The organism is Methylobacterium oryzisoli (genome assembly GCF_046557895.1).
Classification (GTDB): Bacteria; Pseudomonadota; Alphaproteobacteria; order Rhizobiales; family Beijerinckiaceae; genus Methylobacterium; species Methylobacterium oryzisoli.
In genome coordinates this window covers 27,253-49,699 of sequence record NZ_JBKIBX010000046.1, presented here as the reverse complement: position 1 = coordinate 49,699, position 22,447 = coordinate 27,253, and the positions used below count along the sequence as shown (strand labels likewise).

Sequence of the window (22,447 nt, the reverse complement as noted above, 5' to 3'; positions counted from 1 at the left end):
GCTGCGCTTCGCCATCCGCGAAGGCGGCCGCACCGTCGGTGCCGGCGTCGTCGCGAGCATCTCGGAATAAACCAACCGGCCCACTCCAACGGGACAGGTGAGGGGGCGGGCCCTCGAGCCCGCCCCTTCCCCGTCGCGAGGACCAAGACACAATGAACGGCCAGAACATCCGCATCCGCCTCAAGGCGTTCGATCATCGCATCCTGGACTCGTCGACCCGCGAGATCGTCTCGACGGCGAAGCGGACGGGCGCGCAGGTCCGCGGGCCGATCCCGCTCCCGACCCGCATCGAGCGGTTCACCGTCAACCGCTCGCCGCACATCGACAAGAAGTCGCGCGAGCAGTTCGAGATGCGCACCCACAAGCGCGTGCTCGACATCGTCGACCCCACCCCGCAGACCGTGGACGCGCTGATGAAGCTCGACCTCGCGGCGGGCGTGGACGTGGAGATCAAGCTCTGAGGCCCTGAGGGCTTCGGAGTTTCGGGCAGAATGCGCGGGGGAGAACCATGCGCTCAGGAGTCATCGCACAGAAGGTCGGCATGACCCGCGTCTTCACGGACGCCGGCGAGCATGTTCCGGTCACGGTGCTCAAGGTCGATCAGTGCCAGGTGGTCGCTCACCGCACGGTCGAGAAGAACGGCTACGTCGCGCTGCAGGTCGGCGTCGGCAAGGCCAAGGTGAAGAACGTGTCCAAGGCCGAGCGCGGCCGCTTCGCGATCGCCAAGGTCGAGCCGAAGCGCAAGCTCGCCGAGTTCCGCGTCAGCGAGGACGCGATGATCCCGGTGGGCGCCGAGATCACCGCCGACCACTTCATCCCGGGGCAGTTCGTCGACGTGACGGGCACCACCACGGGTAAGGGCTTCGCGGGCGGCATGAAGCGCTGGAACTTCGGCGGCCTGCGTGCGTCGCACGGCGTGTCGGTCTCGCACCGCTCGATCGGTTCGACCGGCGGCCGCCAGGATCCGGGCAAGACCTTCAAGAACAAGAAGATGCCGGGCCACCTCGGCGTCGATCGGGTCACGACCCAGAACCTGCGCGTCGTGCGCACGGATCCGGAGCGCGGCCTGATCCTGGTCGAGGGCGCGGTGCCGGGCGTCGCGGGCGGCTGGATCCACGTGCGCGACGCGGTCAAGCGCAAGCTGCCGGCCGAGGCGCCGATGCCGGGCAAGTTCCGCGAGCAGGGCAATGGCGGCGCGCCGGTCGAGGCCCCGCAGGCGGCCCCCGAAGCTCCGGCCGTTGAGGAGAACGCGTGATGAAGTTCGAGATCACGACGCTCGACGGGGCGGAAGCCGGTTCGGTCGAGGTCAACGACGCCATCTTCGGGCTGGAGCCCCGCGCCGACCTGCTGCAGCGCTGCGTGCGCTGGCAGCTGGCCAAGCGCCAGGCCGGGACCCACGCGGTGAAGACCCGTGGTGAGATCGCCCGCACCACGAAGAAGCTGTACAAGCAGAAGGGCACCGGCAACGCCCGTCACGGCGCCGCCACCGCCCCGCAGTTCCGCGGCGGCGCCCCGGCCCACGGGCCCCAGGTGCGCTCGCACGCCCACGACCTGCCCAAGAAGGTCCGGGCGCTGGCGCTGCGGCACGCCCTCTCGGCCAAGGCCAAGTCCGAGTCCCTCGTCGTCGTCGACGACGTGCGGCTGGAGGAGGCCAAGACCAAGGCGCTCAAGGAGCGCTTCGGCAAGCTCGGCTGGTCGAACGCGCTCATCATCGGCGGGTCCGAGGTGGACGAGAACTTCGGCCGCGCGGCGCGCAACCTGCCGTCCATCGACGTCCTGCCGGTGCAGGGCATCAACGTCTACGACATCCTGCGTCGCGACAAGCTCGTCCTGACGCGCGCGGCGGTCGATGCGCTGGAGGCGCGTTTCAAATGAGTGCGGATCCGCGCCACTACGACGTCATCGTCTCTCCCGTGATCACCGAGAAGGCCACCAACCTCTCGGAGCTCAACAAGGTCGTCTTCCGGGTCGCCCCGAAGGCCACCAAGCCGCAGATCAAGGAAGCGGTCGAGAGGCTGTTCGAGGTTCGTGTGAAGAGCGTCAACACGCTCGTCACCAAGGGCAAGACCAAGATGTTCCGCGGTCAACGCGGCCAGCGTTCGGACGTGAAGAAGGCGATCGTCACCCTCGAAGAGGGCCAGACCATCGACGTCACGACCGGGCTCTGAGAGGACGGCGTTAAGGGATAGAAGACGATGGCTTTGAAGACATTCAAGCCGGTCACGCCGAGCCTTCGCCAGCTCGTGATCGTGGACCGGTCCGAACTCTACAAGGGCAAGCCGGTCAAGGCGCTCACCGAGGGCAAGACCTCGTCCGGCGGCCGCAACAACCTGGGGCGGGTCACGGTCCGCTTCCGCGGCGGCGGGCACAAGCGCACGCTGCGCAACGTCGACTTCAAGCGCCGCGAGCACGCCGGCAAGGTCGGGACGGTGGAGCGGATCGAGTACGATCCCAACCGCACCGCCTTCATCGCGCTCGTGACCTACGAGGGCGGGGCGCAGAGCTACATCCTGGCGCCGCAGCGGGTGAAGGCCGGCGACAAGGTGGTGTCGGGCGACAGCGTCGACATCAAGCCCGGCAACGCCATGCCGATCGGCGCGATGCCGGTGGGCACGATCGTGCACAACGTCGAGCTGAAGATCGGTAAGGGCGGGGCGATCGCCCGCTCGGCGGGCAACTACGCCCAGATCGTCGGCCGCGACCAGGGCTACGTCACGCTGCGCCTGAACTCGGGCGAGCAGCGCCTCGTGCACGGCCAGTGCTACGCCACGGTGGGCGCGGTCTCGAACCCCGACCACATGAACATCTCGCTCGGCAAGGCCGGCCGCAAGCGCTGGCTCGGCCGGCGCCCGCACAACCGCGGCGTCGCCATGAACCCGATCGATCACCCGCACGGCGGCGGCGAGGGCCGCACCTCGGGCGGCCGTCATCCGGTCACCCCGTGGGGCTTCCCGACCAAGGGCAAGAAGACCCGCTCGAACAAGCGGACCGACACCTTCATCGTGTCGAGCCGACACAACCGCAAGAAGTAAGGGCGAAGGAGCTTCGACCCATGTCACGTTCGATCTGGAAGGGGCCGTTCGTCGACGGCTACCTCCTCAAGAAGGCGGAAACCGCGCGCGGCTCCAGCCGCAGCGAGGTGATCAAGATCTGGAGCCGGCGCTCCACGATCCTTCCGCAGTTCGTTGGCCTGACCTTCGGGGTCTACAACGGGCAGAAGCACATCCCGGTCTACGTCACCGAGGAGATGGTCGGGCACAAGTTCGGCGAGTTCTCGCCGACCCGCACCTTCCACGGGCACGCGGCCGACAAGAAGGCGAAGAGGCGCTAAGATGGGCAAGGCAGCAGCACCCCGCGCGCTCCCCGAGAACGAGGCGAAGGCCGTCGCGCGTATGCTGCGCGTCAGCCCGCAGAAGCTGAACCTCGTGGCGCAGCTGATCCGGGGCAAGAAGGTCGCGACCGCGCTCGCCGACCTGCAGTTCTCGCAGAAGCGCATCGCCGTCGAGGTCAAGAAGTGCCTCGAGAGCGCGATCGCCAACGCCGAGAACAACCACGACCTCGATGTCGACGATCTCGTCGTCAAGGAGGCCTACGTGGGCAAGGCGCTGGTTCTCAAGCGCTTCCACGCCCGCGCCCGCGGTCGCGGCGCGCGCATCCTGAAGCCGTTCTCGAACCTCACCATCGTGGTGCGTGAGGTCCGGGCCGAGGCCGCGTGAGGAGTTAACGATGGGACAGAAGGTCAATCCGATCGGTCTCCGGCTCGGCATCAACCGGACCTGGGACTCGCGCTGGTACGCGAACAAGGGCGAGTACGCCCGCCTCATGCATGAGGACGTCGCGATCCGCCAGGCGCTGATGAAGCAGCTCAAGCAGGCCGCGGTCTCCAAGATCGTGATCGAGCGTCCGCACCGGAAGTGCCGCGTCACCATCCACTCGGGTCGTCCGGGCGTGGTGATCGGCAAGAAGGGCGCCGACATCGAGAAGCTGCGCAAGCTCGTCGGCACGATGACCAAAGCCGACGTGACGATCAACATCGTCGAGGTGCGCAAGCCCGAGATCGACGCGACGCTCGTGGCCGACTCGATCGCCCAGCAGCTGGAGCGCCGCGTGGCGTTCCGGCGGGCGATGAAGCGCGCCGTGCAGTCGGCGATGCGGCTCGGCGCCGAGGGCATCCGCATCAACTGCTCGGGCCGCCTCGGCGGGGCCGAGATCGCGCGCCTGGAATGGTACCGCGAGGGCCGGGTGCCGCTGCACACGCTGCGCGCCGACGTCGATTACGGCACGGCGACCGCGTTCACCACCTACGGCACCTGCGGCATCAAGGTGTGGGTGTTCAAGGGCGAGATCCTCGAACACGACCCGATGGCGCAGGACAAGCGTGCCCACGAGGAGGGCGGCCGCTCGGGCGGACGTCGCGAGCGTGAGCGCGGGGGCGAGCGCGGCGACCGCGGTGATCGCGGCGGACGCGACGCGGCCTGACGACGCCACGCTGGAGGTTTTGAGAGGCTGCGATGCTGCAACCCAAGAAGACGAAGTTCCGCAAGCAGTTCAAGGGCCGCATCCACGGCACCGCGAAGGGCGGGACCGACCTGAACTTCGGCTCCTACGGCCTCAAGGCCCTGGAGCCCGAGCGGGTCACCGCGCGTCAGATCGAGGCGGCCCGCCGCGCGATCACCCGCGAGATGAAGCGCCAGGGCCGCGTGTGGATCCGGATCTTCCCGGACGTGCCCGTGACCCAGAAGCCGACCGAGGTCCGCATGGGCTCCGGCAAGGGCTCGCCCGAGTACTGGGCGGCCCGCGTCCATCCGGGCCGGGTGATGTTCGAGATCGACGGCGTCGCCGAGGACATCGCCCGCGAGGCGCTGCGTCTCGGCGCGGCCAAGCTGCCGGTCCGCACGCGCTTCATCCAGCGCATCGCGGATTGAGGGAGACCCCACCATGAAGTCGAGCCAGAGGCAGTCTGACCTGAGCGCGCTGTCGCCGGATCAGCTCAGCGAGGAACTCGTCAACCTGAAGAAGGAGCAGTTCAACCTGCGCTTCCAGCGGGCGACGGGTCAGCTCGAGAACGTCGCGCGCATCCGCGAGGTGCGCCGGGACATCGCCCGCGTCCGGACCCTGCAGCGTCAGAAGACGCTGCAGGCGGCGCAAGGCTGATAGGAGTAGGAGCCCATGCCGAAGCGCGTGCTGCAGGGCGTCGTGGTCAGCGACAAGCAGGACAAGACCGTCGTGGTGAAGGTGGAGCGCCGCTTCACCCACCCGGTGATGAAGAAGACCGTTCGCCGGTCGAAGAACTACCACGCCCACGACGAGAACAACGTCGCCAAGGTCGGGCAGCTGGTGTTCATCGAGGAGTCGCGGCCCTATTCCAAGCTCAAGACCTGGAAGCTGGTCGAGGGCGGGGCGGCCGAGGCGGCGACCGTCGAGGCGTGACGCGCCGGCTCCCCCGCGTCCAGCGGGGGAGGGGGCCGCGCAGAGCCGAAAGCCGCTTGTCATCCGGGCCGAACCGGTGTAACCGACCGGCCTCCACGACAGACATGACGGGTGTCCGCGCCCATCATCGCGTTCGTCGACCGCGCCGGCCTCAGCGCCGCAGCGCGGTCTCTTCAATGGCGGGGACGTCAGATCCCCATCAGGCTGCCGTCCGGGGCGCGCGTCGCGCCGCGGAGACCTGCCTGAAACAAGGAAAGGGTGTTGGGTCGTGATCCAGATGCAGACGAATCTGGACGTCGCCGACAATTCCGGCGCACGTCGCGTGATGTGCATCAAGGTGCTCGGCGGGTCCAAGCGCAAGTATGCGGGCGTCGGCGACATCATCGTGGTCTCCGTGAAGGAGGCGATCCCGCGCGGCCGCGTGAAGAAGGGCGACGTCATGAAGGCGGTCGTCGTGCGCACCGCCAAGGACGTGCGCCGTCCCGACGGCTCGGTGATCCGCTTCGACCGCAACGCGGCGGTGCTGATCAACAACCAGAAGGAGCCGATCGGCACCCGCATCTTCGGGCCGGTGCCGCGCGAGCTGCGCGCCCGCAACCACATGAAGATCATCTCGCTCGCCCCGGAGGTGCTGTGATGGCCGCGAAGGTGAAGAAGGGCGACACCGTCATCGTGCTGACCGGCCGGGACAAGGGCCGCTCGGGCGAGGTGATCCAGGTGATGCCGAAGGAGAACCGCGCGCTGGTGCGCGGCGTGAACCTCGTCAAGCGCCACCAGCGCCAGACGCAGAACCAAGAGGGCGGCATCATCTCCAAGGAGGCCGCGATCGACCTGTCGAACCTGGCGCTGCGCGACCCCAAGGATGGCCAGCCCACCCGGGTCGGGTTCCGCATCCTGGAGGACGGACGCAAGGTGCGCTTCGCAAAGCGCTCGGGAGATCTGATCGATGGCTGAGGCGGTGAAGGACGGCTACACGCCGCGGCTCAAGAAGCACTACGAGGACGTGGTGCGCGCCAAGATGATCGAGGAGTTCGGCTACACCAACCCCATGCAGGTGCCGACGATCGAGAAGATCGTCATCAACATGGGCGTGGGCGAGTCGACGCAGGATTCCAAGAAGGCGACGGTGGCGGCCGAGGATCTCGGCCTGATCGCCGGCCAGAAGCCGGTCATCACCCGCGCCCGCAAGGCGATCGCGACCTTCAAGGTGCGCGAGAACATGCCGATCGGCTGCAAGGTCACGCTGCGCCGCCAGCGCATGTACGAGTTCATGGACCGCCTGGTCACCATCGCGCTGCCGCGCGTGCGCGACTTCCGCGGCCTGAACCCAAAGTCCTTCGACGGACGCGGCAACTACGCCCTCGGCATCAAGGAGCACCTCGTGTTCCCCGAGATCAACTACGACAAGGCGCAGAACAGCTGGGGCATGGACATCGTCGTCACCACGACGGCGAAGACCGATGCCGAGGCCCGCGCCCTGCTCAAGCACTTCAACTTCCCGTTCCGGCAGTGAGGATCGTCCGCTCCTCAGACGCGGCAACCGGAGAGCATTAGAGATGGCCAAGAAGAGCAAGATCGAGAGAAACAAGCAGCGGCGCGCGCTGGCCCAGCGCTTCGCCCCCAAGCGCGAGGCGCTGCTGGCGACGGCGAACGACGAGTCGCTGCCGATGGAGGAGCGCTTCGAGGCGCGCCTCAAGCTGGCCGAGTTGCCCCGCAACTCGAACCCGACCCGCATCCGCAACCGCTGCGAGATGACCGGCCGCCCGCGGGCCTATTACCGCAAGCTCGGCATCTCCCGCGTCGCCCTGCGCGACCTCGGTTCGCGCGGGATGATCCCGGGCCTCGTGAAGTCCAGCTGGTAAGGGGAGGGCGCCACAGATGATCACCGATCCCGTGGGCGATATGCTCACCCGCATCCGCAACGGTCAGCAGCGCCGCCGCAACGTGGTGCAGACGCCGGGCTCCAAGCTCCGCGCCCGCGTCCTCGACGTGCTGAAGTCCGAGGGCTACATCCGCGACTACGCCACGACCGATTACGGCAACGGGCGCACCGAGTTCGCGATCGAGCTCAAGTACCACGACGGCGCGCCCGTGATCCGCTCGATCGAGCGCGTCTCGAAGCCCGGCCGCCGGGTCTATTCGTCGGTCGATACCCTGCCGCGCGTCGCCGACGGCTTGGGGATCACCATCGTGTCCACTCCGCTGGGCGTCATGGCCGACCACGAGGCGCGCGAGCGCAACGTCGGCGGCGAGGTGCTCTGCAAGGTCTTCTGACCTTGCCGTCCCATCAGGAGAGACGACAATGTCCCGCGTAGGCAAGAAGCCCGTGCCCGTCCCGGCCGGCGTCACCGCCACGGTCGACGGCCAGAACGTCAAGATCAAGGGCTCCAAGGGTGAGCTGTCCTTCCGCGTCCCCGACCAGGTCGAGGTCACGCAGGAGAACGGCGCCATCTCGGTGCAGCCCCGCTCGCAGTCCAAGGAGGCCCGCGCGATGTGGGGCCTCTCGCGCGCCCAGGTCGCCAACCTCGTCGAGGGCGTGACCAAGGGCTTCGAGAAGAAGCTGGAGATCAACGGCGTCGGCTACCGCGCCGCGGTCGCCGGCAAGGTGCTCAAGCTGTCCCTCGGCTACAGCCACGACATCGAGTACGAGATCCCGGCCGGGATCACGATCACGACGCCGCGGCCGGTCGAGATCATCGTGACGGGCATCGACAAGCAGCGCGTCGGCCAGATCGCGGCGGAGATCCGCGATTACCGCGGCCCCGAGCCCTACAAGGGCAAGGGCGTGAAGTACGCCGGCGAGTTCATCTTCCGCAAGGAAGGCAAGAAGAAGTAAGGATCGCCGGAGATGTCTCGCAAAATCGACCTGCAGGACCGGCGCCGCGCCCGCGTGCGCCGGGCGATCCGGGCGGCGGCGAACGGGCGTCCGCGCCTCTCGGTGTTCCGCTCCTCCAAGCAGATCTACGTCCAGGTCATCGACGACGCGAGCGGGCGCACGCTCGCCGCGGCGTCCAGCCTCGACAAGGACCTGCGCGCCAACCTCAAGACCGGCGCCGACAAGGCCGCCGCCGCCGAGGTGGGCAAGCTGGTGGCGGAGCGCGCCAAGGCAGCCGGGGTCACCCAAGTGATCTTCGACCGCTCGGGCTACCTCTTCCACGGCCGCGTCAAGGCGCTGGCCGACGCCGCCCGCGAGGGCGGGCTGGAGTTCTGAAAACTCCTCTTCCGGGCGGGGCCGCGCGCCCCGCACCAACGGCGGACAAGACAACACGCGAGCGGGACCGCCGCCCGCGCCAGTGAACCGGATGTGATCTGATGGCACGTGAACGTGAGGGTCGTCGCCGCGACGACCGCGAGGAGCGCGACAGCGAGTTCGTGGACAAGCTCGTCCACATCAACCGCGTCGCCAAGGTGGTGAAGGGCGGCCGGCGCTTCGGCTTCGCGGCGCTCGTGGTCGTGGGCGACCAGAAGGGCCGCGTCGGCTTCGGCCACGGCAAGGCCCGCGAGGTGCCGGAAGCCATCCGCAAGGCCACCGAGGCGGCCAAGCGCGGCCTGATCCGCGTGGCCCTGCGCGAGGGCCGCACGCTCCACCACGACGTCGCCGGCCGTCACGGCGCCGGCAAGGTCATCCTGCGCGCCGCGCCCCAGGGCACCGGCATCATCGCGGGCGGCCCGATGCGCGCCGTGTTCGAATCGGTCGGCATGCAGGACGTGGTGGCGAAGTCGCTCGGCTCGTCGAACCCCTACAACCTGATCCGCGCCACCTTCGACGCGCTCAAGCGCGAGGATTCGCCCCGCGCGGTCGCGGCGCGCCGCGGCCTCAAGGTCTCGGCCCTCCAGGCCCGCCGTCGCGACGCCGAGCCCGGCGCCGATTCGGCCGACGCCGCGTGAGGAGGGCAGCGATGGCAGAGAAGACCGTGCGGGTTCAGCAGATCGGCTCCCCGATCCGCCGCGAGGCCAGCCAGCGCCAGACGCTGATCGGCCTCAAGCTGAACAAGCTCCACCGCATCGCCGAGCTCCCGGACAATCCGTCCGTGCGCGGCATGATCGCGAAGGTGCATCACCTCGTGCGCGTCCTCGACGACGCGGCGTGAGGAGGGCGTCATGAAGCTGAACGAGATTCGCGACAACGAAGGCGCGACCAAGAACCGGATGCGCGTGGGCCGCGGCATCGGCTCGGGCAAGGGCAAGACCGCGGGCCGCGGCGTGAAGGGCCAGAAGGCCCGCTCCGGCGTGGCCATCAAGGGCTTCGAGGGCGGCCAGATGCCGCTGCATCGGCGCCTGCCGAAGCGCGGCTTCAACAACCCGGGCGCGACCGACCTCAACGAGGTCAATATCGGGCGCATCCAGCAGGCGGTGGATGCCGGCCGGCTCGACCCGGCGGTGCCCGTCACCGTCGAGGCCCTGCACGCCGCGGGCGTGGTCGCCCGGGTGCGCGACGGCGTGAAGATCCTCGGCGTCGGGGAACTCAGCGCCAAGCTCACCTTCGAGGTCGCCCGGGCGTCGAAGTCGGCCGTGGCCGCCATCGAGAAGGCCGGCGGCTCCGTGACCCAGGCGCTCGCCGCGACCGACGGCGCGGTTGCGTCCGCGTAAGGCAGACCTTAAGTCGGACGAGATCGGCGGCGGCCCGTGCGAGCAGCGCGAGGCCGCCGCCCTTGTTTTCAGGCGCCGCCGCGCCCCGCCGCCCTCTGGAGCAGCATCCGGTCCGGTTGAACCGGATGCTGCTCCAGGTCATCGATCTTGCCGCATTTTCTGCGACGAACCGGGATCCACTTCGTCGGAAAATGCTCTGAGGACAGCATCATGGCCTCTGCAGCCGAGCAGCTCGCCGCCAACCTCAACTTCGGCGCCATCGCCAAGGCCGAGGAACTCAAGAAGCGCATCTGGTTCACCCTCGGCGCGCTGATCGTCTACCGCCTGGGCACCTACATCCCGCTGCCCGGGATCGACCCGGACGCGCTGCGCCAGAGCTTCGCCAACGCGCAAGGCGGCGTGCTCGGGCTGTTCAACATGTTCTCGGGGGGTGCGGTCGAGCGCATGGCGATCTTCGCGCTCAACATCATGCCCTACATCTCGGCCTCGATCATCGTGCAGCTCCTCACCTCGGTGCTGCCTTCGCTCGAAGCGCTGAAGAAGGAGGGCGAGTCCGGCCGCAAGGTGCTCAACCAGTACACGCGCTACCTCACGGTCGTGCTGGCCATCTTCCAGGCCTGGGGCATCGCGGTGGGCCTGCAGAGCTCGGGCGGCATCGTCCAGGATCCCGGGCCGTTCTTCGTCATCTCGACGGTGATCACGCTGACCGGCGGCACCCTGTTCCTGATGTGGATCGGCGAGCAGATCACCTCGCGCGGCATCGGCAACGGCTCCTCGCTGATCATCTTCGCGGGCATCGTCGCGCACCTGCCCTCGGCCATCGCCGGCACCCTCGAACTCGGCCGCCAGGGCGCGCTCTCGACGCCCGTGATCCTCGGCGTCGCCGTGATGGCGGCGGTGGTCGTCTACTTCATCGTGTTCATGGAGCGGGCGCAGCGCCGGCTGCTGATCAACTACCCCAAGCGCCAGGTCGGCAACCGGATGTACGAGGGGCAGACCTCGTTCATGCCGCTCAAGCTGAACACCCCGGGCGTGATCCCGCCGATCTTCGCCTCCTCGCTGCTGCTGCTGCCGGCCACCGCGGCGAGCTTCCAGACCGATCCGAACGGCACCGGCATCGTCGCCACGCTCGCGACCTATCTGGGTCACGGCCGGCCCGCCTACATGGTCCTGTACGCGGCCCTGATCATCTTCTTCGCCTTCTTCTACACGGCGGTGGTGTTCAACCCGCAGGAGACGGCCGACAACCTCAAGAAGCACGGCGGCTTCATCCCGGGCATCCGGCCGGGCGAGCGCACGGCGGAGTACATCGACAAGGTGCTCAGCCGCGTTACGGTGATCGGCGCCGCCTACCTGACGCTGATCTGCCTGATCCCCGAGATCCTCGTCTCCTACGCCTCGCTGCCCTTCTACTTCGGCGGCACCTCGCTGCTGATCGTCGTCTCGGTGACGATGGACACGGTGGCGCAGGTCCACGGCCATCTGCTCGCGCACCAGTACGAGGGCTTGGTCAAGAAGGCGAAGCTGCGCGGCGCCCGGCGGCGTTAGCCCATAGTCGGGGCGCGGGACGGGTTTCGCGGATCCGCCCGCTCCCGCATCATCGGAGGCGGGCCGCGGACGCGCCCCGTCGTCGGCATGGGCTTCGGCGATCGCCTCGGCTCTTGGTCCGGTACCGCCGGCCGGCCGCCATGCTCTAGAACTATGGTCCCGGCCGGACGCCGTCGCCGTCCGGGGCGCCCAAGGGAGAGACAGGTTATGCGGATCATACTCCTCGGCCCGCCGGGCGCCGGGAAGGGCACGCAATCGACGCGGATCGTCGAGCGGTTCGGGATCCCGCAGCTCTCGACCGGCGACATGCTGCGCGCGGCGGTGGCGGCCGGCACTCCGGTGGGCCTCAAGGCCAAGAGCCTGATGGAGAGCGGCGCGCTCGTGCCCGACGAGGTGGTGGTCGGCATCGTGGGGGACCGCATCGAGGAGCCGGACGCCAAGGGCGGCTTCATCCTCGACGGCTTCCCGCGCACCGTGGCGCAGGCGGTCGCCCTCGACGAGATGCTCGCCGCCAAGGGGCTGCGCCTCGACGCGGTGGTGGAGTTCAAGGTCGACGAGGACGCCCTCGTGGGCCGCATCGCCAAGCGCGCGGCGGAGACCGAGGCGCGCGGCGAGGCGGTGCGCAAGGACGACACGCCCGAGGTGTTCAAGACCCGGCTCGACGCCTACCGCCGGCAGACCGCGCCGCTCTCGGCGCACTACGCCGGCACCGGCCTCCTGCGCACGGTCGACGGGATGGCGCCGATCGACGCGGTGACGCGGGAGATCGAGACGCTCCTGCGCGGCCTGCAGCCCGTCTCGGCGTGAGACGGCGGCGGACGGGCTGGTTGACAAGCCTGCACGTCCGCGCTAGTCCGCCCTCCTTCGTTCAGACCCGGACGGCCCGGCGTGCCTGTTGCAAGGCCGCTCCGGGCCGATTTGCCGTCGGGACGGCGCGCAGGGGCCGGACTCCACCGGACGCGCGATAACCTAACGACTCGGCACCCGCGGCGGCTCCGCCGGCCCGGGCGCCCATGGAGAGCACACGTGGCCCGTATCGCTGGCGTCAACATCCCGACCAACAAGCGCGTCGTCATCGCGCTGCAGTACATCCACGGCATCGGTTCGAAGAAGGCCGAGGAGATCACCACCAAGGTCGGGATCCCGGCCGAGCGCCGCGTGAACCAGCTCACCGACGCCGAGGTGCTGCAGATCCGCGAGGCGATCGACCGCGACTACATCGTGGAAGGCGATCTGCGCCGCGAAGTCGCGATGAACATCAAGCGCCTGATGGATCTCGGCTGCTACCGCGGCCTGCGCCACCGCCGCGGCCTGCCGGTGCGCGGCCAGCGCACCCACACCAACGCCCGCACCCGCAAGGGCAAGGCGAAGCCGATCGCCGGCAAGAAGAAGTAAGCCGGCCCTGACCGTCCGGACCCGGGGCGCTCGGCCCCCGGTCCACCCGGCGGCCGCCCTGCGCCGCCCCCTCCAGCACACCGTCCCGAGCGCCTGGCACCACGGGCGCGCCTGAAGGATCGAAAGAGAATATGGCCAAGGAAGCAACCCGCATCCGCCGTCGCGAGCGCAAGAACATCGTGTCCGGCGTCGCGCACGTGAACGCGTCGTTCAACAACACGATGATCACCATCACGGACGCGCAGGGCAACACGATCTCGTGGTCGTCGGCCGGCGCGATGGGCTTCAAGGGCTCGCGCAAGTCGACCCCCTACGCCGCCCAGGTCGCGGCCGAGGATGCGGGCCGCAAGGCCGCCGAGCACGGCATGCGCACCCTCGAGGTCGAGGTGTCGGGCCCGGGCTCGGGCCGCGAATCGGCTTTGCGCGCGCTGCAGGCGGCGGGCTTCACCGTGACGTCGATCCGCGACGTCACCCCGATCCCGCACAACGGCTGCCGGCCGCGCAAGCGCCGCCGCGTCTGATTCGTGGCTGGCCCGCCGGGCGCGAGGCCGCGCCGGCGGGAGGATCGACGAAGCGCCCGGCGTCCTGAGAAGGGCGCTGGGCTTCGCCGTTGACATGGCTGGGTGAGCGTGACGGGGCGGCGTCCTGACCGCATCCGCTTTCCCCGGGTACCCGAGACCATCAGGACGAGGCGAGGGCAGGGCCGGACGCGGCCTCCTGCCCGGCAGGCCGACGAGAGGTGTCACCGTGGTGATTCAGAAGAACTGGCAAGAGCTGATCAAGCCGAACAAGCTCGATGTCGTCCCGGGGCACGACCCCAAGCGCGTCGCCACCGTGGTGGCCGAGCCGCTGGAGCGCGGCTTCGGCACGACGCTCGGCAACGCGCTGCGCCGCGTGCTCCTGTCCTCGCTCCAGGGCGCGGCGGTCACCTCCGTGCACATCGACGGCGTGCTGCACGAGTTCTCGTCGATCCCGGGCGTGCGCGAGGACGTCACGGACATCGTCCTCAACATCAAGACCATCGCGATCCGCTCGAACAGCGACGCGCCCAAGCGCATGACCCTGCGCAAGACCGGCCCCGGCTCGGTCACGGCGGGCGACATCGGCACGATCGGCGACATCCAGATCCTGAACCCGGACCTCGTGCTCTGCACCCTCGACGAGGGGGCGGAGATCCGCATGGAGTTCACGGTGGCGACCGGCAAGGGCTACGTCCCGGCCGACCGCAACCGGCCCGAGGACGCGCCGATCGGCCTGATCCCGGTCGATGCGCTGTTCTCGCCCGTCACCAAGGTGTCCTACCGCATCGAGAACACCCGCGAGGGCCAGGATCTCGACAAGGACAAGCTGACCATGACGGTCGAGACCAACGGCGCGGTCTCGCCCGAGGATGCACTGGCCTACGCGGCCCGCATCATCCAGGACCAGCTCCAGATCTTCGTGAACTTCGAGGAGCCCCGCAAGGAGGAGGCCGCGCCGCTCGCGCCGCAGCTCCCCTTCAACCCGGCCCTGCTCAAGAAGGTGGACGAGCTGGAGCTGTCGGTCCGCTCGGCGAACTGCCTGAAGAACGACAACATCGTCTACATCGGCGACCTGATCCAGAAGACGGAAGCCGAGATGCTGCGCACGCCGAACTTCGGCCGCAAGTCGCTCAACGAGATCAAGGAAGTGCTCGCCGCCATGGGCCTGCACCTCGGCATGGACGTCCCCGGCTGGCCGCCGGAGAACATCGAGGATCTCGCCAAGCGCTTCGAGGAGCATTACTGAGGGCGAATAGCGAATAGGGAGTGGCGAATCGGGGTGTCGCACCAGGCACCCCGGTTCCGCTCTCATTCTATTCGCTACTCGCTACTCGCTATTCGCCAATCAACACCGGCCGGCCCGTGGCACGGCGGCCGAGAATCAAAGGAGACAGCCATGCGTCACGGTTTCCGCGGTCGCCGCTTCAACCGCACGGTCGAGCACCGCAAGGCGATGTTCGCCAACATGTCGGCCGCGCTGATCAAGCACGAGCAGATCGTCACCACGCTGCCGAAGGCCAAGGACCTGCGCCCCGTGGTCGAGAAGCTGATCACGCTCGGCAAGCGCGGCGACCTGCACGCCCGCCGCCAGGCCATCGCGCAGATCCGCGACGAGGCGATGGTCCGCAAGCTGTTCGACGTGCTGGGGCCCCGCTATCAGAGCCGTTCCGGCGGCTACTGCCGCATCATGAAGGCCGGCTTCCGCTACGGCGACAACGCCCCGATGGCGGTGATCGAGTTCGTGGACCGCGACGTGGACGCGCGCGGCAAGGATTCGGGTCCGACGCAGGCCGCGTCGGCGGACGAGGCGGCCTGAGGCTCCCTCCCGTCCCACCCACGAAGGCGGTCCCCCGGGGCCGCCTTTTTTCATGCGCCGTCCGCACCGCCGGCTGGACCCCGCGCCCCGGCTGCGCGAGGCTGACGCCGAGAGCATTGTCCGACGAAGTGGATCCTGGTTCGTCGCGGACGATGCGCCCCATCAAAGACTGAGAGCAGCACCCGATCGCGTCGTGATCGGGCGCTGCTCGACGCCCCCGGATCGATCCCATGCCCCACCTCGCCGACCGGACGCCCGACAGCCTGCGCAGCACCCTCGCGGAGCTGCAGACCCGCTACGCCACCCTCCAGGGCCGCGGGCTCAAGCTCGACATGACCCGCGGCAAGCCGTCCCCCGAGCAGCTCGACCTCGCGGAGGGGCTGCTGACGCTCCCGGGCAACCGCGACCATCTCACCGAGGCGGGGGAGGATGCGCGCAACTACGGCGGCATCCAGGGGCTGGCGGAGGTGCGCCGGCTCTTTTCCGGCGTGCTCGGGGCGGCGCCGGAGCAGATCGCGGTCGGCAACAATTCGAGCCTCGCGCTCATGCACGACTGCCTCGTCTACGCGCTCCTGAAGGGCGTGCCGGGCGGCAGCCGGCCCTGGTCGCGCGAGGAGGAGATCCGCTTCCTCTGCCCGGTCCCGGGCTACGACCGCCACTTCGCCCTGTGCGAGACCTACGGCATCGTCATGGAAGCGGTGCCGATGACGCCGGCCGGCCCCGACATGGCGGTGGTCGAGGAGCGCGCGCGCGATCCCCGGGTGAAGGGGATGTGGTGCGTGCCGCAATACTCCAACCCCGGAGGCGAGACCTACGCGGACGAGACCGTGGAGCGGCTCGCCCGGATGGAGACCGGCGCCCCCGACTTCCGGCTCTTTTGGGACAACGCCTACGCGCTCCACCACCTCACCGCGCATCGGCCGCGGCTGCGCAACGTGCTGGAGGCCGCCGCCGCGGCCGGGCAGCCGGACCGGCCGATCGTGTTCGCCTCGACCTCCAAGGTGACGCTCGCCGGGGCCGGGCTCGCCTTCCTGGCGGCCTCGCCCGCGAACCTGCGCTGGTACCTCGCCCAGGCGGGCAAGCGCAGCATCGGCCCGGACAAGCTCAACCAGCTGCGGCACGTCCGCTTCCTGCGCGAGGCCGATGCGCTCGAGCGGCTGATGGAGGGCCACCGCCGCCTGCTGGCTCCGAAGTTCAAGGCCGTCACCGACACGCTGGAGCGGGTGCTCGGCGATTCGGGCGCGGCGCGCTGGACGACGCCCGAGGGCGGCTACTTCATCCTGCTGGAGGTGCCGGACGGCTGCGCCACCCGGGTGGTGGACCTCGCCGCCGGCTGCGGCCTCGCGATGACGCCGGCCGGCGCGACGCACCCCTACGGCCGCGACCCGCAGGACCGGATGCTGCGGCTCGCGCCATCCTATCCGAGCCTCGCGGAGGTGGAGGCCGCCGCCGAGGTGATCGCGCTGTGCACGCTGATCGCCGCCGCCGAGGCGCGGCTGCGCGCCTGAGGCGGAAAACATCGCGGGATCAGGGGCCTGCCCCGACGTCCTGATCCTGCACGGGAGGATATGCGCCGGGGCGCCGGGCCTTCGCACACGACATCAACGGATCGCCTCAAGTCCTTCGCCGGTCAGAGGTCTTCCGCTGGGGGCCGACCCGTCAGTTGGCGTACGTGAAGGCGCCGTCGCGCCAGACGTAGAGGACGTAGCCGGGGGCGGTGACGTCGCCCTTCTGGTCGAACCCGACATTGCCGAGCACGAGGTTGAACCGCTCCGCGTGCAGGGTCTCGGCGATGGCCTTCGGGTCGGTGGACTTCGCGAAGTTGCCGGCCTCCACCAGGGCCTGCAGGGCCGCGTAGCCGTAGAGGGTGAAGCCGGCCGGATCGATGCCCTCGGCCTGGAAGGCCTTGACGGCGGCCGCCGCCTCGGGCTTGCGGCGCAGGTCCGGGTTGAAGGTCATCAGCACGCCGTTGCTGGCCGGCCCCGCCAGCGCGCCGAACTCCTTGGTGGCGATGCCGGAGGTGCCGAACCATTGCGGGCGGTAGCCCTGCTCGGCGGCGGCGCGCACGAGGCGCCCCATCTCCTGGTAGTGGCCGCCGTAATACACCACCTCGATGCCGGCGCCCTGCAAGCGCTTGATCAGGGCCGCGTCGTCGGTCTGGCCCGGCACGATGGTGGCGAACAGCGCCTCGTTCTGGCCGATCTTGTTCAGGTTGGCCTTGGTCGAGTCGGCGAGGCTGCGCGAGAGCGGCGTGTCGTCCGACAGGATGGCGATCTTCTTGTCGCGGAAGCGCTCGGCCAGGATGGTCGCCGAGAGCCGGCCCTGGTCGTCCTCCCGGCCCGAGACCCGGAAGATGGTGGGCAGGCCGCGGTCGGTGAGGCGGGCGGCGTTCGAGGCCGGGCTGATCATCACCGCGCCGTTGGCCGCGTAGACGTCCGAGGCCGCGAGCGAGGCGCTGGAGCAGACGTGGCCGACGATGAGCCGCACCTGCGCCTGCATGAAGCGCTCGGCGACCTCGACCGCCTGGCCGGGGTCGCAGCCGTCGTCCTGCACGCTGAGCACGATGGGCTCGCCCGCGATGCCGCCGCGGGCGTTGGCGTCCCGCGCCGCCGCCTGGACGCCCTGCAGCACCTGCTCGCCGATGCCCGCCACCGGCCCGGTGCGCGGCACCGCCACGCCGATGATCACGTCGGCCGCGGCCGGGTCGGCGAAGCGCAGGAACGCGAGCGCCAGACACAGGGCCAGGAATCCGCTCCGCGTCATGTCCCACGCCCGCACGTGCTCCACCACCCTGTCCTCCGCGCTCCGCTTCCCAGGCCGCATAGCACGGCCGGTCGCATCCTGTCCGCGCCGCCTTGCCGGACGCAAGACCGTTCCGGCCTCGCCCCACCGGACGCGCGCGCCCGTCACACCAGCGTCAGGCGCGGCGGTCAGAAACACCCGGACACGAACCGGCCCCGCAGCGCGGCCGCGCCGGCGTCACGGGAGAACACGCGATGGCCGTCTCGCCTGCGCCGGGCACGCTCCGCGTCGCCACCTTCAACGCCTCGCTCAACCGCTCCGCTGCGGGCGGCCTGATCGCCGATCTGAGCACGCCCGACAACACCCAGGCGCGACGCGTCGCCGAGGTGATCCAGCGCAGTGCGCCGGACGTGCTGCTGATCAACGAGTTCGACTACGACGACCGCGGCCCCGGCGGCGCCTCGCTGGCCGCCGACCTGTTTCGTCGCAACTACCTCGCGGTGGGGCAGAACGGACAGGCGGCGATCGACTACCCCTACGTCTTCGTCGCGCCCTCGAACACCGGCCTCGCCTCCGGCTTCGACCTCAACAACAACGGCGCCGCCGTCAGGACGCCGGGCGCTCCGGGCTACGGCGACGACGCGCTCGGCTTCGGCGACTTCCCGGGCCAGTACGGGATGGTGCTCTTTTCGCGCCACCCGATCGATGCGGCGGCGGCCCGCACCTTCCAGACCTTCCTGTGGAAGGACATGCCGGGCGCGCGGCTGCCCGACGACGCTGCCACGCCCGCCCCGCAGGACTTTTACTCGCCGCAGGAACTCGCGGTCCTGCGCCTCTCCTCGAAGAACCACTGGGACGTGCCGGTCGAGGTGAACGGCGAGACGGTCCACATCCTGGCGGCCCATCCGACGCCGCCGACCTTCGACGGTCCGGAGGACCGCAACGGCCTGCGCAACGCCGACGAGATCCGCTTCCTCGCCGATTACGTCCAGCCGGGCTGGGGCGGGTACATCGTGGACGACCGGGGCCGCACCGGCGGCCTCGCGGCGGGCGAGCGCTTCCTGATCCTCGGCGACATGAACGCCGACCCCTTCGACGGCGACAGCGTGGCGCAGGCCGCCCGCCAGATCCTCGACGCGCCGCTCGTCGACGCGACCGTCGCGCCCACGAGCCTCGGCGGACCGCAGCAGGCTGCCCTGCAGGGCAATGCCAACAGCCGCCAGGTGGGAGATCCCCGCTTCGACACGGCGGATTTCGCGGATACCGCGCCGGGCAACCTGCGGGTCGACTACGTGCTGCCATCGCTCAACGGCCTCGACCCGGTGAGCGGGCGGGTGTTTTGGCCCCTCGACACCGATCCGACCTTTCCGCTGGTCGGCACCTTCACGCCGAGCCTGCCGGGCGGCTTCCCGACCTCGGACCACCGCCTCGCCTCCCTCGACGTGACGGTCACCGACGACACCGCCCGCAGCGTCGGCGGCATCGCCTTCCTCGGCCAGGCGACCTTCCCGACCGGAACCCAGTTCGCCGGCACCGAACTCGGCGGTCTGTCGGGCATCACCTACGACCGCGTGAACGACCGCTACCTCTCGATCTCGGACGACCGCAGCCAGATCAATCCGGCGCGCTTCTACACCCTCGGGATCGACCTCTCGGACGGGCGCCTCAACCAGGGCGACGTGACCGTCGCGGGCGTCACGACGCTCAGGCAGGACGGCGCCGCCTTCCCGGCCTTCTCCCTCGACCCGGAGGGGATCGCGCTCACCGGAAACGGTCTCTACGTCTCGTCGGAGGGCGAGGCCGACCCGGCCTCGGGCCGCTTCACCAACCCCTTCGTGCGCCGGTTCGGCCTCGACGGCAACCAGACCGCGGCCCTGCCGGTCGACGCGAAGTTCAACGCGAGCGCGTCCGGCACCACGGGCGTGCGCAACAACCTCGCCTTCGAGAGCCTGACGGCGACCCCCGACCAGGGCACGCTCTACACCGCGACCGAGAACGCGCTGGCCCAGGACGGGCCGGCCGCCAGCCGGACGAACGGCACCGCCTCGCGCATCCTGCGCTACGACCTCGCCGGCAACCGGGCGACCGGCGAGTTCGTCTATCTCGCCGACCCGGTGGCGGCGCCGCCGGCGCCGGCGGACGCGTTCGCGACCAACGGTCTCGTCGACCTCCTGGCGATCGACAATGGCGGCCATCTGCTCGCGCTGGAGCGCTCGTTCTCGACCGGAATCGGCAACGCCATCAAGCTCTACCGGGTCGATCTCGACGGCGCGACCGACGTGTCCGGCCTCGCCGCCCTGCCGGCCCGCGCGGCCGGCGGCACGATCCAGGTCGACGGCGTCACGCCGGTGCGCAAGGAGCTGCTCCTCGACCTCGGCACGCTCGGCATCACCCTCGACAACGTCGAGGGCCTGACCTTCGGGCCGCGCCTGCCGGACGGCCGCCAGAGCCTGATCATGGTGGCCGACAACAACTTCGCGGCCTCCCAGGTCACGCAGGTGCTGGCCTTCGCGCTCGATCTCGGCGAGCGCCCGCCCGTGTCGGCCAACGACGGCCTCGTCGGCACGGACGGGCCCGACACCCTGCGGGGCGGCGCGGGCAACGACGTGCTGTTCGGGCGCCTCGCCGCCGACCTCCTGTTCGGCGAATTGGGCAACGACTTCATCGGAGCGGGGGCCGGCTCCGACTTCGCCTCAGGTGGCGTCGGCAACGACGAGGTGCACGGCGAGGACGGCAACGACCTGCTGTTCGGCGACGAGGGCAACGACGGGGTCTACGGCGAGGCGGGGGACGACCTCGTGTACGGCGGCACGGGCAACGACGTCCTCACGGGTGACGCGGGCGCCGACCGGCTCTTCGGCGAGCAGGCCGACGACGCGCTGTTCGGCGGCATCGGGGACGACCAGCTGTTCGGCGCGGACGGCAGCGACTTCCTGGGCGCGGGGGCGGGCAACGACCTCCTGTCCGGCGGCGCGGGCGACGACGGCCTCAACGGCGAGGACGGCAGCGACGTGCTGTACGGCAATGCCGGCAACGACGCCCTGGTGGGCGGAGCCGGCAGCGACACCTTCGTGTTCGGCCGCGGCGACGGCCGGGACGTGGTGCAGGACTTCGCGGTGGGTGGCCCGGCGGCGGACCGGCTGCTGTTCAACGGCGGGGTCTTCACCTCGGTGGCCCAGGTCCAGGCGGCCAGCATCCAGGCCGGGGCGGATGTCCGCATCACCCTCGACGCGCAGACGGTCGTCACGATCAGCAACATCACGGTGGCCAACCTGACCGCCGGCACACTCGCCTTCACCTGATCCGGACCGCTGCGCGGACACGCCGCCGCTTCCACGCGGCGCCGGACTGCGCCACATTCCCCGGCACGTCGCGCGGACGTGCCGGAGACGATGAGATGGGGCAGGGGGACGGGATCCGGGTCGCGGTGCTCGACGACTACCAGCGGGCCGCCGCGGGGCTCGCTGACTGGGCGGGGCTCGGCCCCGACGTCGCGGTCGACTTCCTCGACCAGCCGGTGGCGCCCGACGAGGCGGCGCGCCGCCTCGCGCCCTACGCGGTGCTGTGCCTGATGCGCGAGCGCATGCCGCTGACCGCCGGGCTGATCGCCGCGCTGCCGAACCTGCGGCTCGTGGTGTTCACCGGCGGGCGCACGCACGCGATCGATCTCGACGCGCTGGCGCAGGCCGGCATCACCGTCTGCCACACCCGCAACGGCGAGGGCGGCACCGCCACGGCGGAACTCGCCTTCGCCCTGATCCTCGCCTGCGCCCGGCACCTGCCGCAGGAATTCACGAATATGCGCGAGGGGCGCTGGCAGGAGACGATCGGCACCACGCTCGACGGGCGCACCCTCGGCCTGCTCGGGCTGGGGCGCATCGGCAGCCGCATGGCGGCGATCGGAGCGGCGTTCGGCATGGTGCCGATCGCCTGGAGTCCGAACCTGACGCCGGAGCGCGCGCGGGCCGGCGGGGCCGCGCTCGTCCCGCGCGAGGCGCTGTTTCGCGACGCCGACGTGCTGAGCCTGCACATGGTCCTGTCGCCCGCCACCCGCGGCATGGTCGGCGCGGACGAACTCGGCCTGATGCGGCCCGAGGCGATCCTGATCAACACCGCCCGCGGGCCGCTCGTCGACGAGGCGGCGCTGATCGCGGCGCTGCGGAGCGGGCGTCTCGCGGCGGCGGGCCTCGATGTCTACGACAGCGAGCCGCTGCCGCCCGATCACCCGCTGCGTGGGCTGCCCAACGCGGTGCTCACGCCGCATCTCGGCTACGTCACGCGCGCCACCTACCGGATGTTCTACGAGGACACCGTCGAGGCGATCGCGGCGTGGCGCCGGGGGATTCCGGTGCGGGTCTACGCGCCCTCGTAGGAGCAAACATTCCCGAATACGCCGTTCTTGAAA

32 protein-coding genes are annotated in these 22,447 nt (G+C 70.0%); 31 read left to right on the top strand and 1 reads right to left on the bottom strand.

From position 1 onward, the window contains the following. The 29 genes from ACKUB9_RS28770 to ACKUB9_RS28630 all read left to right on the top strand — a co-directional run. The coding region (locus ACKUB9_RS28770; protein ID WP_490390956.1) for an EF-Tu C-terminal domain-related protein at positions 1 to 70 on the top strand (70 nt) is incomplete at its 5' end. A gap of 82 nt (positions 71 to 152) precedes the next feature. Continuing rightward, positions 153 to 461 carry a 30S ribosomal protein S10 gene (gene rpsJ, locus ACKUB9_RS28765; RefSeq protein ID WP_012330343.1) on the top strand — a complete coding sequence of 103 codons (309 nt, stop codon included), beginning with the start codon at positions 153 to 155 and terminating at the stop codon, positions 459 to 461. A 47-nt stretch (positions 462 to 508) separates the two neighbouring features. Further along, positions 509 to 1,255: a 50S ribosomal protein L3 gene (gene rplC / locus ACKUB9_RS28760; protein ID WP_407530533.1), complete on the top strand. Its 747-nt coding sequence runs from the start codon at positions 509 to 511 to the stop codon at positions 1,253 to 1,255. After that, positions 1,255 to 1,875 (top strand): 50S ribosomal protein L4, encoded by a 621-nt coding sequence (gene rplD, locus ACKUB9_RS28755; RefSeq protein WP_407530535.1) that lies wholly within the window; start codon positions 1,255 to 1,257, stop codon positions 1,873 to 1,875. Before rplC ends, rplD begins: the two co-directional genes overlap by 1 nt. Further along, positions 1,872 to 2,168, top strand: a complete 297-nt coding sequence (locus ACKUB9_RS28750; protein ID WP_407530537.1) for a 50S ribosomal protein L23 — start codon at positions 1,872 to 1,874, stop codon at positions 2,166 to 2,168. The genes rplD and ACKUB9_RS28750 overlap by 4 nt, the downstream gene beginning before the upstream one ends. A 27-nt stretch (positions 2,169 to 2,195) precedes the next feature. Then, positions 2,196 to 3,032, top strand: a complete 837-nt coding sequence (rplB, locus tag ACKUB9_RS28745) for a 50S ribosomal protein L2 (protein WP_238237966.1) — start codon at positions 2,196 to 2,198, stop codon at positions 3,030 to 3,032. Between the two features lie 20 nt (positions 3,033 to 3,052). Beyond that, complete coding sequence (gene rpsS / locus ACKUB9_RS28740) at positions 3,053 to 3,331, top strand: 30S ribosomal protein S19 (protein WP_407530539.1); 279 nt, start codon at positions 3,053 to 3,055, stop codon at positions 3,329 to 3,331. Between the two features lies 1 nt (position 3,332). Beyond that, positions 3,333 to 3,716 (top strand): 50S ribosomal protein L22, encoded by a 384-nt coding sequence (gene rplV, locus ACKUB9_RS28735; protein ID WP_015928591.1) that lies wholly within the window; start codon positions 3,333 to 3,335, stop codon positions 3,714 to 3,716. A gap of 10 nt (positions 3,717 to 3,726) precedes the next feature. After that, positions 3,727 to 4,479, top strand: coding sequence for a 30S ribosomal protein S3 (rpsC, locus tag ACKUB9_RS28730; protein WP_238237961.1), 753 nt, complete (start codon positions 3,727 to 3,729; stop codon positions 4,477 to 4,479). Between the two features lie 32 nt (positions 4,480 to 4,511). Beyond that, on the top strand, positions 4,512 to 4,925 hold the full coding sequence (gene rplP, locus ACKUB9_RS28725) for a 50S ribosomal protein L16 (protein WP_012330335.1): 414 nt from the start codon (positions 4,512 to 4,514) through the stop codon (positions 4,923 to 4,925). A 13-nt stretch (positions 4,926 to 4,938) separates the two neighbouring features. Next, complete coding sequence (rpmC, locus tag ACKUB9_RS28720; RefSeq protein ID WP_238237959.1) at positions 4,939 to 5,154, top strand: 50S ribosomal protein L29; 216 nt, start codon at positions 4,939 to 4,941, stop codon at positions 5,152 to 5,154. A 15-nt stretch (positions 5,155 to 5,169) separates the two neighbouring features. Beyond that, complete coding sequence (gene rpsQ, locus ACKUB9_RS28715; RefSeq protein WP_407530543.1) at positions 5,170 to 5,430, top strand: 30S ribosomal protein S17; 261 nt, start codon at positions 5,170 to 5,172, stop codon at positions 5,428 to 5,430. A gap of 268 nt (positions 5,431 to 5,698) precedes the next feature. After that, complete coding sequence (gene rplN / locus ACKUB9_RS28710) at positions 5,699 to 6,067, top strand: 50S ribosomal protein L14 (RefSeq protein WP_012330332.1); 369 nt, start codon at positions 5,699 to 5,701, stop codon at positions 6,065 to 6,067. After that, positions 6,067 to 6,384, top strand: coding sequence for a 50S ribosomal protein L24 (rplX, locus tag ACKUB9_RS28705; RefSeq protein ID WP_407530545.1), 318 nt, complete (start codon positions 6,067 to 6,069; stop codon positions 6,382 to 6,384). Before rplN ends, rplX begins: the two co-directional genes overlap by 1 nt. After that, positions 6,377 to 6,943, top strand: coding sequence for a 50S ribosomal protein L5 (rplE, locus tag ACKUB9_RS28700; RefSeq protein WP_407530547.1), 567 nt, complete (start codon positions 6,377 to 6,379; stop codon positions 6,941 to 6,943). Before rplX ends, rplE begins: the two co-directional genes overlap by 8 nt. Before the next feature lie 43 nt (positions 6,944 to 6,986). Then, the gene (gene rpsN, locus ACKUB9_RS28695; protein ID WP_407530549.1) at positions 6,987 to 7,292 is read left to right on the top strand and encodes a 30S ribosomal protein S14; all 306 of its coding nucleotides are present in this window, start codon (positions 6,987 to 6,989) and stop codon (positions 7,290 to 7,292) included. Between the two features lie 16 nt (positions 7,293 to 7,308). Further along, positions 7,309 to 7,704, top strand: a complete 396-nt coding sequence (rpsH, locus tag ACKUB9_RS28690; protein WP_407530551.1) for a 30S ribosomal protein S8 — start codon at positions 7,309 to 7,311, stop codon at positions 7,702 to 7,704. Positions 7,705 to 7,732: 28 nt separating this feature from the next. Further along, positions 7,733 to 8,266 carry a 50S ribosomal protein L6 gene (rplF, locus tag ACKUB9_RS28685; protein ID WP_407530552.1) on the top strand — a complete coding sequence of 178 codons (534 nt, stop codon included), beginning with the start codon at positions 7,733 to 7,735 and terminating at the stop codon, positions 8,264 to 8,266. 12 nt (positions 8,267 to 8,278) lie between these two features. After that, positions 8,279 to 8,641 carry a 50S ribosomal protein L18 gene (rplR, locus tag ACKUB9_RS28680; RefSeq protein WP_407530554.1) on the top strand — a complete coding sequence of 121 codons (363 nt, stop codon included), beginning with the start codon at positions 8,279 to 8,281 and terminating at the stop codon, positions 8,639 to 8,641. 101 nt (positions 8,642 to 8,742) lie between these two features. Beyond that, positions 8,743 to 9,318, top strand: coding sequence for a 30S ribosomal protein S5 (gene rpsE / locus ACKUB9_RS28675; RefSeq protein ID WP_407530556.1), 576 nt, complete (start codon positions 8,743 to 8,745; stop codon positions 9,316 to 9,318). An 11-nt stretch (positions 9,319 to 9,329) separates the two neighbouring features. Continuing rightward, complete coding sequence (gene rpmD, locus ACKUB9_RS28670) at positions 9,330 to 9,521, top strand: 50S ribosomal protein L30 (protein ID WP_407530557.1); 192 nt, start codon at positions 9,330 to 9,332, stop codon at positions 9,519 to 9,521. Between the two features lie 10 nt (positions 9,522 to 9,531). Further along, positions 9,532 to 10,020, top strand: coding sequence for a 50S ribosomal protein L15 (gene rplO, locus ACKUB9_RS28665; RefSeq protein WP_407530559.1), 489 nt, complete (start codon positions 9,532 to 9,534; stop codon positions 10,018 to 10,020). A gap of 210 nt (positions 10,021 to 10,230) precedes the next feature. Further along, positions 10,231 to 11,568 (top strand): preprotein translocase subunit SecY, encoded by a 1,338-nt coding sequence (gene secY, locus ACKUB9_RS28660; protein WP_407530561.1) that lies wholly within the window; start codon positions 10,231 to 10,233, stop codon positions 11,566 to 11,568. Between the two features lie 207 nt (positions 11,569 to 11,775). After that, positions 11,776 to 12,375, top strand: coding sequence for an adenylate kinase (locus ACKUB9_RS28655; RefSeq protein WP_407530563.1), 600 nt, complete (start codon positions 11,776 to 11,778; stop codon positions 12,373 to 12,375). Between the two features lie 219 nt (positions 12,376 to 12,594). Continuing rightward, complete coding sequence (rpsM, locus tag ACKUB9_RS28650; RefSeq protein WP_407530565.1) at positions 12,595 to 12,963, top strand: 30S ribosomal protein S13; 369 nt, start codon at positions 12,595 to 12,597, stop codon at positions 12,961 to 12,963. 131 nt (positions 12,964 to 13,094) lie between these two features. After that, on the top strand, positions 13,095 to 13,484 hold the full coding sequence (gene rpsK / locus ACKUB9_RS28645; RefSeq protein ID WP_012330319.1) for a 30S ribosomal protein S11: 390 nt from the start codon (positions 13,095 to 13,097) through the stop codon (positions 13,482 to 13,484). Positions 13,485 to 13,680: 196 nt separating this feature from the next. Continuing rightward, positions 13,681 to 14,730, top strand: a complete 1,050-nt coding sequence (locus tag ACKUB9_RS28640; RefSeq protein WP_407530572.1) for a DNA-directed RNA polymerase subunit alpha — start codon at positions 13,681 to 13,683, stop codon at positions 14,728 to 14,730. 150 nt (positions 14,731 to 14,880) lie between these two features. Beyond that, the gene (rplQ, locus tag ACKUB9_RS28635) at positions 14,881 to 15,300 is read left to right on the top strand and encodes a 50S ribosomal protein L17 (protein WP_407530567.1); all 420 of its coding nucleotides are present in this window, start codon (positions 14,881 to 14,883) and stop codon (positions 15,298 to 15,300) included. 230 nt (positions 15,301 to 15,530) lie between these two features. Further along, positions 15,531 to 16,808 carry an aspartate aminotransferase type Ic gene (locus ACKUB9_RS28630; protein WP_407530569.1) on the top strand — a complete coding sequence of 426 codons (1,278 nt, stop codon included), beginning with the start codon at positions 15,531 to 15,533 and terminating at the stop codon, positions 16,806 to 16,808. 151 nt (positions 16,809 to 16,959) lie between these two features. Here ACKUB9_RS28630 and ACKUB9_RS28625 read toward each other — a convergent pair whose 3' ends face one another. Beyond that, positions 16,960 to 18,063: a branched-chain amino acid ABC transporter substrate-binding protein gene (locus ACKUB9_RS28625; protein ID WP_407530574.1), complete on the bottom strand. Its 1,104-nt coding sequence runs from the start codon at positions 18,061 to 18,063 to the stop codon at positions 16,960 to 16,962. Between the two features lie 233 nt (positions 18,064 to 18,296). Here ACKUB9_RS28625 and ACKUB9_RS28620 point away from each other — a divergent pair, with 233 nt between their 5' ends. Both ACKUB9_RS28620 and ACKUB9_RS28615 read left to right on the top strand, forming a co-directional pair. After that, on the top strand, positions 18,297 to 21,344 hold the full coding sequence (locus tag ACKUB9_RS28620) for an esterase-like activity of phytase family protein (protein ID WP_410824713.1): 3,048 nt from the start codon (positions 18,297 to 18,299) through the stop codon (positions 21,342 to 21,344). 95 nt (positions 21,345 to 21,439) lie between these two features. Further along, positions 21,440 to 22,414 carry a D-2-hydroxyacid dehydrogenase family protein gene (locus tag ACKUB9_RS28615; RefSeq protein ID WP_407530011.1) on the top strand — a complete coding sequence of 325 codons (975 nt, stop codon included), beginning with the start codon at positions 21,440 to 21,442 and terminating at the stop codon, positions 22,412 to 22,414. The last annotated feature ends 33 nt before the right edge of the window (positions 22,415 to 22,447 follow it).

What these genes read in the sequence shown, in the direction of transcription:
- rpsJ (WP_012330343.1), top strand. Translation starts at nt 153, where the DNA reads ATGAACGGCCAGAACATCCGCATCCGCCTCAAGGCGTTCGATCATCGC.
- rplC (WP_407530533.1), top strand. Translation starts at nt 509, where the DNA reads ATGCGCTCAGGAGTCATCGCACAGAAGGTCGGCATGACCCGCGTCTTC.
- rplD (WP_407530535.1), top strand. Translation starts at nt 1,255, where the DNA reads ATGAAGTTCGAGATCACGACGCTCGACGGGGCGGAAGCCGGTTCGGTC.
- ACKUB9_RS28750 (WP_407530537.1), top strand. Translation starts at nt 1,872, where the DNA reads ATGAGTGCGGATCCGCGCCACTACGACGTCATCGTCTCTCCCGTGATC.
- rplB (WP_238237966.1), top strand. Translation starts at nt 2,196, where the DNA reads ATGGCTTTGAAGACATTCAAGCCGGTCACGCCGAGCCTTCGCCAGCTC.
- rpsS (WP_407530539.1), top strand. Translation starts at nt 3,053, where the DNA reads ATGTCACGTTCGATCTGGAAGGGGCCGTTCGTCGACGGCTACCTCCTC.
- rplV (WP_015928591.1), top strand. Translation starts at nt 3,333, where the DNA reads ATGGGCAAGGCAGCAGCACCCCGCGCGCTCCCCGAGAACGAGGCGAAG.
- rpsC (WP_238237961.1), top strand. Translation starts at nt 3,727, where the DNA reads ATGGGACAGAAGGTCAATCCGATCGGTCTCCGGCTCGGCATCAACCGG.
- rplP (WP_012330335.1), top strand. Translation starts at nt 4,512, where the DNA reads ATGCTGCAACCCAAGAAGACGAAGTTCCGCAAGCAGTTCAAGGGCCGC.
- rpmC (WP_238237959.1), top strand. Translation starts at nt 4,939, where the DNA reads ATGAAGTCGAGCCAGAGGCAGTCTGACCTGAGCGCGCTGTCGCCGGAT.
- rpsQ (WP_407530543.1), top strand. Translation starts at nt 5,170, where the DNA reads ATGCCGAAGCGCGTGCTGCAGGGCGTCGTGGTCAGCGACAAGCAGGAC.
- rplX (WP_407530545.1), top strand. Translation starts at nt 6,067, where the DNA reads ATGGCCGCGAAGGTGAAGAAGGGCGACACCGTCATCGTGCTGACCGGC.
- rplE (WP_407530547.1), top strand. Translation starts at nt 6,377, where the DNA reads ATGGCTGAGGCGGTGAAGGACGGCTACACGCCGCGGCTCAAGAAGCAC.
- rpsN (WP_407530549.1), top strand. Translation starts at nt 6,987, where the DNA reads ATGGCCAAGAAGAGCAAGATCGAGAGAAACAAGCAGCGGCGCGCGCTG.
- rpsH (WP_407530551.1), top strand. Translation starts at nt 7,309, where the DNA reads ATGATCACCGATCCCGTGGGCGATATGCTCACCCGCATCCGCAACGGT.
- rplF (WP_407530552.1), top strand. Translation starts at nt 7,733, where the DNA reads ATGTCCCGCGTAGGCAAGAAGCCCGTGCCCGTCCCGGCCGGCGTCACC.
- rplR (WP_407530554.1), top strand. Translation starts at nt 8,279, where the DNA reads ATGTCTCGCAAAATCGACCTGCAGGACCGGCGCCGCGCCCGCGTGCGC.
- rpsE (WP_407530556.1), top strand. Translation starts at nt 8,743, where the DNA reads ATGGCACGTGAACGTGAGGGTCGTCGCCGCGACGACCGCGAGGAGCGC.
- rpmD (WP_407530557.1), top strand. Translation starts at nt 9,330, where the DNA reads ATGGCAGAGAAGACCGTGCGGGTTCAGCAGATCGGCTCCCCGATCCGC.
- rplO (WP_407530559.1), top strand. Translation starts at nt 9,532, where the DNA reads ATGAAGCTGAACGAGATTCGCGACAACGAAGGCGCGACCAAGAACCGG.
- secY (WP_407530561.1), top strand. Translation starts at nt 10,231, where the DNA reads ATGGCCTCTGCAGCCGAGCAGCTCGCCGCCAACCTCAACTTCGGCGCC.
- ACKUB9_RS28655 (WP_407530563.1), top strand. Translation starts at nt 11,776, where the DNA reads ATGCGGATCATACTCCTCGGCCCGCCGGGCGCCGGGAAGGGCACGCAA.
- rpsK (WP_012330319.1), top strand. Translation starts at nt 13,095, where the DNA reads ATGGCCAAGGAAGCAACCCGCATCCGCCGTCGCGAGCGCAAGAACATC.
- rplQ (WP_407530567.1), top strand. Translation starts at nt 14,881, where the DNA reads ATGCGTCACGGTTTCCGCGGTCGCCGCTTCAACCGCACGGTCGAGCAC.
- ACKUB9_RS28630 (WP_407530569.1), top strand. Translation starts at nt 15,531, where the DNA reads ATGCCCCACCTCGCCGACCGGACGCCCGACAGCCTGCGCAGCACCCTC.
- ACKUB9_RS28625 (WP_407530574.1), bottom strand. Translation starts at nt 18,063, where the DNA reads ATGACGCGGAGCGGATTCCTGGCCCTGTGTCTGGCGCTCGCGTTCCTG.
- ACKUB9_RS28620 (WP_410824713.1), top strand. Translation starts at nt 18,297, where the DNA reads ATGGCCGTCTCGCCTGCGCCGGGCACGCTCCGCGTCGCCACCTTCAAC.
- ACKUB9_RS28615 (WP_407530011.1), top strand. Translation starts at nt 21,440, where the DNA reads ATGGGGCAGGGGGACGGGATCCGGGTCGCGGTGCTCGACGACTACCAG.